The organism is Nocardioides sp. YIM B13467 (genome assembly GCF_042788075.1).
Taxonomy (GTDB): Bacteria; Actinomycetota; Actinomycetes; order Propionibacteriales; family Nocardioidaceae; genus Nocardioides.
Genome location: NZ_JBHZPJ010000002.1, coordinates 90725 through 99484, shown reverse-complemented (window position 1 = coordinate 99484; position 8760 = coordinate 90725). Strand labels below are relative to the sequence as shown.

At 67.8% G+C, this 8760-nt stretch carries 9 protein-coding genes; 5 read left to right on the top strand and 4 right to left on the bottom strand.

What is annotated here, in order from left to right; all coding sequences use genetic code 11:
• The 4 genes from ACFX43_RS00825 to ACFX43_RS00810 form a co-directional block, all read left to right on the top strand.
• Window positions 1–549: fumarylacetoacetate hydrolase family protein (locus ACFX43_RS00825; protein ID WP_378815867.1), on the top strand; the 549-nt coding region annotated here is incomplete at its 5' end.
• On the top strand, window positions 546–1904 hold the full coding sequence (gene allB / locus ACFX43_RS00820; protein WP_378815865.1) for an allantoinase AllB: 1359 nt from the start codon (window positions 546–548) through the stop codon (window positions 1902–1904). The genes ACFX43_RS00825 and allB, both read left to right, overlap by 4 nt.
• Window positions 1901–2749 carry a bifunctional allantoicase/(S)-ureidoglycine aminohydrolase gene (locus ACFX43_RS00815; RefSeq protein ID WP_378815863.1) on the top strand — a complete coding sequence of 283 codons (849 nt, stop codon included), beginning with the start codon at window positions 1901–1903 and terminating at the stop codon, window positions 2747–2749. The genes allB and ACFX43_RS00815 overlap by 4 nt, the downstream gene beginning before the upstream one ends.
• Entirely contained in the window at window positions 2749–3483 is a 735-nt protein-coding gene (locus ACFX43_RS00810; RefSeq protein WP_378815861.1) for an SDR family oxidoreductase, read from the top strand. The genes ACFX43_RS00815 and ACFX43_RS00810 overlap by 1 nt, the downstream gene beginning before the upstream one ends.
• Window positions 3484–3505: 22 nt before the next feature.
• Here ACFX43_RS00810 and ACFX43_RS00805 read toward each other — a convergent pair whose 3' ends face one another.
• The 3 genes from ACFX43_RS00805 to ACFX43_RS00795 are packed head-to-tail and all read right to left on the bottom strand — an operon-like array spanning window position 3506 to window position 6002.
• On the bottom strand, window positions 3506–4219 hold the full coding sequence (locus ACFX43_RS00805) for a WbqC family protein (protein WP_378815860.1): 714 nt from the start codon (window positions 4217–4219) through the stop codon (window positions 3506–3508).
• Between the two features lie 2 nt (window positions 4220–4221).
• Window positions 4222–4878, bottom strand: a complete 657-nt coding sequence (locus ACFX43_RS00800; protein ID WP_378815858.1) for a YdcF family protein — start codon at window positions 4876–4878, stop codon at window positions 4222–4224.
• A gap of 20 nt (window positions 4879–4898) precedes the next feature.
• Window positions 4899–6002, bottom strand: coding sequence for a helix-turn-helix domain-containing protein (locus tag ACFX43_RS00795; RefSeq protein ID WP_378815856.1), 1104 nt, complete (start codon window positions 6000–6002; stop codon window positions 4899–4901).
• A gap of 252 nt (window positions 6003–6254) precedes the next feature.
• Between ACFX43_RS00795 and ACFX43_RS00790 the strand changes: the two genes are divergently transcribed.
• The gene (locus tag ACFX43_RS00790) at window positions 6255–6926 is read left to right on the top strand and encodes a TetR/AcrR family transcriptional regulator (protein WP_378815869.1); all 672 of its coding nucleotides are present in this window, start codon (window positions 6255–6257) and stop codon (window positions 6924–6926) included.
• Between the two features lie 430 nt (window positions 6927–7356).
• On the opposite strand, the gene ACFX43_RS00785 is transcribed toward ACFX43_RS00790, so the two are convergent.
• Window positions 7357–8583: an MFS transporter gene (locus tag ACFX43_RS00785; protein ID WP_378815854.1), complete on the bottom strand. Its 1227-nt coding sequence runs from the start codon at window positions 8581–8583 to the stop codon at window positions 7357–7359.
• Window positions 8584–8760 lie beyond the last annotated feature (177 nt).

Here is an 8760-nt window from a genome sequence, read left to right as displayed (position 1 = left end):
CCCCCCCACGACGCGATCGAGCTGCCGCCGGGGTCGACGATGACTGACTACGAGGTCGAGCTGGGGGTGGTGATCGGACGCCGGCTGACTCGGTGTGCCGACCCGAAGCAGGCCCTGGCCGCGGTCGGCGGCTACCTCACGGCCGACGACGTCAGCGAGCGGGCGCGGATCGCGGCCGGGCCGACGTGGGCGAAGGGGAAGTGTGCCGACACCTTCACCCCCATCGGCCCGTGGCTGGTCACGCCCGATGCCGTCGGCGACCCGCAGGCCCTCGGCCTGGAGCTCTGGGTCGATGGCGAGCGCCGGCAGCGAGGGACGACCGCCCGGATGGCCTACGGCGTCGGTGAGCTCCTCGCCTTCCTCAGTACGCTGATGACACTCGAGCCCGGCGACCTGGTGCTGACCGGGACACCTGGCGGGGTCGCAGCGTTGCGGCCCGAGCCCCGGCCCTTCCTGCGGGAGGGGCATGTGGTGGAGGCCGAGGTGACCGGCCTCGGACGCCAGCGGACGCGGGTGGTGGCAGTCGATGAGGCGGAGGTGAGGGTGTGAGTCGAGATCTCGATGTCGTCATCCGGGCGGCACGGATGGTGACCCCCGAGGGCGAGCGAGCCGGAGCCGTCGGAGTTCGTGACGGCGAGATCGTCGCGGTTGCGCCGATCGCAGAGGACCTGACCGCGACCCGGGTGGTCGAGCTCGCCGACGACGAGGTGCTGATGCCCGGTGTCGTCGACGCGCACGTACACGTCAACGACCCGGGCCGGACCGAGTGGGAGGGCTTCGCCTCCGCGACCCGTGCCGCGGCCGCCGGCGGGGTCACCACGATCGTGGACATGCCGCTCAACAGCATCCCGCCCACCTGCGACCTCCCGGCGCTCGACCTCAAGCGCAAGACCGCCGCGAGCCAGGCCTTCGTCGACGTCGGCTTCTGGGGAGGAGCCATCCCGGGCAACGTCGCGGAGCTGCGTACGCTGCACGACGCCGGGGTCTCCGGCTTCAAGTGCTTCCTGCTGCACTCGGGCGTCGACGAGTTCCCGCCGCTCGACGCCGACCAGCTGGAGCAGGCGATGCGCGAGATCCGCTCCTTCGACGGGCTGCTGATCGTGCACGCCGAGGACGCTCACGCGATCGAGCACGCCCCCGCGGCGGGTGGTGGAGCGTACGAACGCTTCCTGCACAGCCGGCCGCGGGGCGCGGAGAATCTCGCCATCGCCCAGGTGATCGAGCTGGCGCGGTGGACAGGCTGCCGCGTCCACATCCTGCACGTCTCCAGCTCCGACGTGCTCGCGATGCTGGCCTCGGCCCGTCGCGACGGGGTCCCGATCACCGCGGAGACCTGCCCGCACTACCTGACCTTCGCCGCGGAGGAGATCCCCGACGGCGCGACGCAGTACAAGTGCTGCCCGCCGATCCGCGAGGCGACCAACCGCGAGCTGCTCTGGGAGGGCCTGCGTGCCGGCGTCATCGACATGGTCGTCACCGACCACTCGCCCTCGACCCCCGACCTGAAGGCCCTCGACACCGGTGACTTCGGGGTCGCCTGGGGTGGCATCTCCTCGCTCCAGCTGGGGTTGTCGGCGATCTGGACCGAGGCAAGGAGCCGCGGGTTCACCCTCGCCGACGTCGCCCGCTGGATGTCCGAGGCTCCCGCCCGTCATGCCGGACTGAGCCGCAAGGGGCAGATCGAGGTCGGCCACGACGCCGACTTCTGCGTCCTCGCCCCCGACGACTCCTACGTGGTCGATGCCGCGAAGCTCCATCACAAGAATGCCGTCACGCCCTACCACGGTCGATCGCTCGCAGGTGTCGTCCGCGAGACCTGGCTGCGTGGCGAGAAGATCGACATCGAGGCCGCGCCCCAGGGCCGGCTGCTCAGCAGAGTCACCCGAGAAGGAGCCCGACCATGAGCGCAGCACACAACCCTTCTGGCCGCTACTACGCCCCGACCGGCGGCCACCCGTCGCAGCGTGAGCTGACCACCGACCGGGCCGTCTTCACCGAGGCGTACGCCGTGCTCCCCCGTGGCACCATGCGCGACATCGTCACCAGCAAGCTCCCGTTCTGGGAGGGCACCCGGCTGTGGGTGATCGCCCGCCCGCTCTCGGGCTTTGCCGAGACCTTCTCGCAGTACATCGTCGAGGTCTCGCCCGGTGGCGGCAGCGACAAGCCCGAGCTCGACCCAGGCGCGGAGGGCGTCCTGTTCGTGGTCGAGGGCGCGCTGACGCTCTCGGTCGAGGGCGAGAAGCACGATCTCACCCCCGGCGGCTACGCCTTCCTCCCGCCCGGCTCCACCTGGACGCTGCACAACACCTCAGACCAGGTCGCCCGTTTCCACTGGATCCGCAAGGCCTACCAGCGGGTCGAGGGAATCTCGGTGCCGGACGCATTCGTCACCAACGAGGTCGACGTGCCCGGTGGCGAGATGCCCGGCACCAACGGCGCCTGGAAGACCCAGCGCTTCGTCGACCCCGATGACGTACGCCACGACATGCACGTCAACATCGTCAGCTTCGAGCCGGGCGGTGCGATCCCGTTCCCGGAGACGCACGTGATGGAGCACGGGCTCTACGTCCTCGAGGGCAAGGCCGTCTACCTGCTCAACAAGGACTGGGTGGAGGTGCAGGAGGGCGACTTCATGTGGCTGCGCGCCTTCTGCCCGCAGGCCTGCTACGCCGGTGGTCCCGACCGGTTCCGCTACCTGCTCTACAAGGACGTCAACCGGCACGCCCAGCTGAGCCGGCAGTTCACCTGATGCCGGTCGCGGTCGTCACCGGTGCCGGGTCCGGGCTGGGGCGGGTGATCGCGCAGGCGCTGGACGGCGCCGGCTTCCAGGTCGCGCTCCTCGGCCGCACCCGGACATCGCTGGAGGAGACCGCGTCGGTGATGGCGCGGTCCCTCGTACTGCCCACCGATGTCGCCGACGCCGCCGAGGTGGAGACGGCGTTCGCCGCCGTCGTCGGGATGTGGGGACGCGTGGACCTGCTGGTCAACAACGCCGGCACGTTCGGGCCGAGCGGCGAGGTCGACGAGGTCCCGCCAGAGGAGTTCGCCGCGACCCTGGCCGTCAATGTCACCGGCTCCTTCCTCTGCGCCCGCGAGGCGTTCGCCCAGATGAAGCGGCAGGACCCCCGCGGCGGGCGGATCATCAACAACGGCTCGATCTCCGCGCACGTCCCGCGACCGGGCAGCGCCGCCTACACCACCTCCAAGCACGCGATCACCGGGCTCACCCGTGCCCTGGCCCTCGACGGCCGCGCCCACGACATCGCCGTCGGCCAGATCGACATCGGCAACGCGGCCACCGAGATGACCGCCGGCATCGCCGTCGGCGCCCGCCAGGCCGACGGCACCGTACGTCCCGAGCCGACCTTCGACCCGCAGCACGTCGCCGACGCGGTCGTCGCCATGGCCCAGCTGCCGCTCGGCGTCAGCGTCCCCACGATGACCATCCTCGCGACCGGAATGCCGTACGCCGGCCGCGGCTGACGCACGTCGGGCTAGGGGCGGATCAGACTGTGAAGTAGCCCAAGCGATACGGCGCGGCAGAATTGAGGTCGCCGTACTTCGCCAGCGCCCACGCGGCGCTGACGCGCTGGCCGGCATCCCAGATTCTCGGTTCGATCCACGTCGGCTGACTGAAGTAGTCGACCGTGAGGCCGAGCCTGTCAAACACGGTTGGTTCGAGGTAGCGCGCGCCTCCGCGCCCGCAGATGTAGACGTCTGCACCGACCGCGCGTGTCAGATCGGCGAGGCGGGCGGAGCGGTCGGAGCGCGCATCCAGGTCGCTGCTACGCACGACGGTTCCCGCCCGGCCGAAGGCATCGAGAAGGACCCGTGTGGAGAGTTCAGCGATCTGGTCCAGTCGATCCGTCTTCTCGATCAGATCTACGACGTGAGCGAACATTGTGCTGAGCCTCGACCAGTGATCGCTGCGAGCGTAGAACTGCTCCAGCATGCCGCTGACCCGCCGCTGGCAGCGGGCAGCGTCAATCACAACGGCGTCGCGTATGTGCGTGCCGCGACCGTTCGGTAGGTGCACGTTGAGCGAGAGCCACTGGTGCTCGCTGGGATCGTCAAGGCGAGCCAGTCGTGCCCGGTGCTGGTAGTCGCGGCGGCAGAACTGAACATCGTCAAGGACGACCCAAACATCGGCGCTGAGCAACTTGGCGACCGTGCTCAGGCGCGGGAGGAAGTTCGGCTGGTGGATCGCGCACGTGGTCATGGTCAACTCATGAGGCGTGAGGTGTAACCGGCGTCGATGAGTCGCTGGTAGGCGTCGCGGACCGGCTCCGGTACGTCTTGCTCGATCGCGAACCCATGCTTGGGGTATTCGATGACTCGTTGGAGGTCTCCAACGAGCATGTCGAGGACCAGGCGAGCGTCTCCGATGGAGTCGATGTACGCCTCGAACTTGAGCGGCTCGGAGGTGCAGACTGGCTCGACTTCGGGCCAGACAAGGCGAGTGGTGGCGTAGGCACGGCGCTCCATGTACGGCTTGGAGATCAGCAAGACCGTCTCGGGCACGATGCCGGCATCAGCGAGCAGTGCACGGGATAGAGAGATGTTCTGGCCGGTGTTGGTGGCCTCCGGCTCTACGAGAATGGCCTCGTCGGGCACCCCGAGGCTGACGGCGTGTTCGCGGTAGTGAACGGCCTCACCACGCGGGAAGCGAGCGCGGGTTGTAGGGCTGGTTGCTCCGCTGAACACCAGTTGCTGGAAGAGACCCTTGTGGTACAGCTCGGCGGCGTAGTCGGCCACGCCGAGGTCGTGGCTTCCGAGTCCGATCGCCACGTCACAGGCACGTGGCTGGTGCCCCATCTGGTGGTAGTCCCAGATCTTCAGGGCGTCGTTGAGCTGGGTCTCGGTTGGGGTGTCGCTCACGCGGCAGTCCTTCCAGGTTCCTAGTGGTAGGTGCGGGTCGTTCGGGGTTCGAGGCCCTTGCGGATGCGGTCGATGCTGGCCATCTGGTGGGCTAGTTCGTACTTCTCTGCGGTCGCGTAGGTGGCGTCGAACAACGTCAAACCACCCTCCCGCGTTGAGGGATCAGCACACAAGATGTGAGCGTGTGCCGTGTCCAAGCGAACCTGCTGCAGGGCCGAGTTCGTACGGCGGTTCTCGATCGCGATTCCTATCGCATCGGCTGCCAGAGACGGGTCGCCGCTGGCCAAGTGCGCCAAAGCGAGCTTCTGGTGGGACACGCTCCAGTCGTCAGGCTCATCAAGGTCTTCAAACTCACGGATGGCCCGCCGGATGGAAGTGATCGTCAACTCCGCCCGGTCCTCGGTCAGCAGGGACTCCTTACTCAATGCGGTTCCGACCCAAAGGCGCGCCCGCGCGCGGTCCAAGCCGCTGAGGCGTTCGTCATCGGCCAGTGCGCGGTAGCGGGTCGCTGAGGCGTCGTGCTGGCCGCCCATCTCAGCGAGCACCGTGAGCAGTAGTTCCACTTGCGCGGCTCGTCGGGGCAGGCTGAGTGAGCCGTAGATGCTGAGGGCCTGGCGGTATACGGCCTGCGCAGAGAACGAGCCTTGAAGCAAGCCTTGGTCACGGTGCACGTTGCCAAGGACCACGAGGCTCTGGCCCTTGAGATAGAGCCCGCGTTCGTCCAAAGCGACCTGATCCGAGCGTCCCAGCCAACGCGTCATCAAGCGAGCAGCGAAGGAGAAATCCTGCCGGTCGGCGTGCAGCCGTGCTCGGTCGATGTCGTCCGACCACGCCTCGCTATCGAGCGCGTCAGGCACCTGAAGCCACGTGGGGGTTGAGGCGCGGATGCCGTTGCTCTCGGCGACCGCGTTCAAGAACCGTGCCCGGGCGCTAGCGTCCGCGCGCTCCAGAACGGTGTCGAGCATGGCCTGCATGTGGGGCCGTGGCTCGCGGGCCGATCCCGCTTGTTCCCACTTGGAGATAGTGCGGGCCGGGATGCCGAGAAGGTCGGCGAAGTCGCGCACGCTGAGCCGCAGCGCCACTTTTCGCAGCAGTCGCGCTTCCGCCCCGGTCCAGGTATCCACCTCTGGCATTACACCAGGTTCGAAAGCCGAAAGGCAGGGTAAGGGCGACGGAAGGGCGACACCTGGGCGTTATTGCGAGGCCGAACCCTGAGGAGGCTTGAGAGCGACACCCGGCACTGGCCCGAACGAACGAGTCGCTGGTGCCGGGGTCAGCAAGAAGAAGACCCGCCATCCCACCCAGACAGTCTCGGGAGCATCGTGAGTCCACCACCTATCGGTCCTCGGCGCCGCCGGCCGGGCCGGCCACGCCTAGTGCCGGATCAGCTCGCAGGATCGCCGCGCGAGCAGGTCCTCGAAGCAGCGGCTCGGCTGTTCACGCGCAAGGGGTATGCAGCTACGTCGACCCGGGAGATTGCTGAGGCAGTCGGGATCAGGCAGGCGTCGCTCTACTACTATTTCGCAGGGAAGGGCGAGATCGTGACTGAGCTGCTGAGTCAGACGATCCGCCCGACTGTGGATGCCGTGGCTCGGATCGAGTCGCTGACCGACGATCCCGAGACGGCTCTGTACCTGGTGGCCCTCACCGACGTACGGATGCTGGCGCGGGCACCACACAATGTCGGGTCGCTCTATCTCGCGCCTGACGTTGCCCAGGTTGAAGGGTTCGACGAGTTCATCGCCGCCCGCGACGAGCTGGCTGTCACGTACGCCCGTCTCGCCGCATCGATCACTCCGCCTGGGCTGCTGGACCTGATCGGGGCGGCTCGGCTCGGGCAGAAGCTGGTCCACACGGTGGACGAGGTCATCGGCATCCGGATATCCGGTCGCCTGGTCGGCGTCGAGGAAGCTGTCTGGATCGCGTCTTCGTGCCTGCGGCTGTGCGGCCTCGGTGACGCCCGCATCGAGCAGGCCGCGAGGAATGCCGACACCCTTCTGGACCAGGTCGACGGCATCCAGACGGACGGCGCCGTCGGTGTTAGGTGAGGCCCTCGCCGCTTGGCGTAACGCCAAATCGCCCGTCGGCCGCGATCATGAAGCGATGATCCGCGACCGCACGAGACCTCAACCTGACGGGCGTCTGCGCAGCCCCAAGCAGGCACCGTTCCCCCAAGCCCAGCCGGTCAAGCCACGGGCACCGAGTGGTCTTCTCCAATCCCGGGCACCGAAGACGGCCAGTGGCAGTTGCGAATCCCCTGGGGCGGAGCGACTGACCGTGCAATAGCCACTCAACCTGTATGCCACCCGGTCACGGTTGCCTGCGATGACGACCTTGAGCACTGCGATAGCCGAGACCCACCGCCTGGTCGAACGACACGCTCCAAGGGCAGCACTCCGCCGGGGCAGAACTTGAGGCCATCGGATCGGACGTTGGGCCACCCCTGACACGAGGGCGGGCCCAACGTTTCGTAGTTTCTTATTCGTGGCGAGCTCTGCGCAATGGCGAGCCGAACACGACCGCGGCCGCGATCACGAAGATCGCGACAGCCACCCAAAGGGCTGGGCGAAGCCCCAGCAGTTGGGCCACGAGACCACCAACCAGGGCGCCGACCACAGCGCAGGTGCGGTTCGCGGAGCGAATGGTCGCATTCATCCGCCCCTGGAGCGCATCCGGTGTCACGGCTTGCCGATAGCCCAAGGAGTTGGCGTTCGCGACTCCCATGCCGAACCCGGCCATCACCTGGGCGGCGGCCAGGATGACGATGCCGACTGCGGTCGGCGGTGCCAGCGCAGAGGCTCCCCATGCCACCGGTGCGACCGTGAAGCCGAGCAACGTGGCGCCGCCCGCTCCCAGACGGAGCCCGGCTTTGACGGCGAGGAGGGCTCCGATCAGACCGCCGACGCCGGTGAACGCCAGGACGACGCCATAGGCGACCGCCCCGAGCCCCATTTCGCGCAGTGCGAACGGCGCGAACACCGTCAGTGCCATTGCGTTGCCGATGAACCAGATGTGGGTGGAGATCGCATGCGGGGCGATGGTGCGGTGGCGGTAGATGTAGCGTACGCCGACGCTGATGTCCTCCAGCACCTGGCTCGGGGTGCTCGGCCGACGGGGAAGCGGCGGCTCCTCGACGCGTAAGCGAGCGTTCATGATCGCACCGAGCGCACAGGTGAGCACGTCAGCGAGGACCGTGAAAGGCGCCCCGATCAAGGCGACCATCCCGCCACCCAGGGCCGGTCCCGAGGTCATTGCGACCGTGTCGCCTTGATCGATTCGCGCGTTCGCCGAGAGCAGCGCGCTCTTCGGCACCAGGCGGGGAAGGAAAGACTGCCGCGCAGCGATCTCGAGAACGGAGAGAGCGCCGACCACGAAGAGCACGGCAGCTACTACGGCCAACGAGAGGGCGTCGGCCAACCAAAGCATCGGGATGGCCAGCAGGGCGCCCGCCTGCGCGGCGTTCGACCAGACCAACAGCGGTTTGCGACGGACCCTGTCGACAAGGACGCCGGCGAACAGCCCCAGAAAGGCGTACGGCAGGACCCTGGCGGCGTTCACGACTCCGATCTCCGCAGGAGTGGCGACCAGAACTTGGACGACGAGCACCTGGACCGCGACGGTCGAGACGGCCGTGCCGAAGGAACCTGTGGTCGAGGCAGTCCAGTAACGGACGAAGGCGGGGATCTTCATCGCCTCGTCGCTCATGCGGGGCGATTCTATGTTGCGCCACCTGCAGCAGAGGCCAACGAGGTCCGGAGTCGCGGACGCGTATGGGACGTCCGGGATGCCGTACGCCAGTCGCAGCTGACGTGCTTCGGGCCGACACGATCCGCCGCGCACAGATGACGAAATGATCGCCTTAGAAGAAATCCGAATCGCTCC

Excerpts from the sequence above, each read along its gene's own strand:
- ACFX43_RS00815 (WP_378815863.1), top strand. The coding sequence starts at position 1,901 with ATGAGCGCAGCACACAACCCTTCTGGCCGCTACTACGCCCCGACCGGC.
- ACFX43_RS00810 (WP_378815861.1), top strand. The coding sequence starts at position 2,749 with ATGCCGGTCGCGGTCGTCACCGGTGCCGGGTCCGGGCTGGGGCGGGTG.
- ACFX43_RS00805 (WP_378815860.1), bottom strand. The coding sequence starts at position 4,219 with ATGACCACGTGCGCGATCCACCAGCCGAACTTCCTCCCGCGCCTGAGC.
- ACFX43_RS00785 (WP_378815854.1), bottom strand. The coding sequence starts at position 8,583 with ATGAGCGACGAGGCGATGAAGATCCCCGCCTTCGTCCGTTACTGGACT.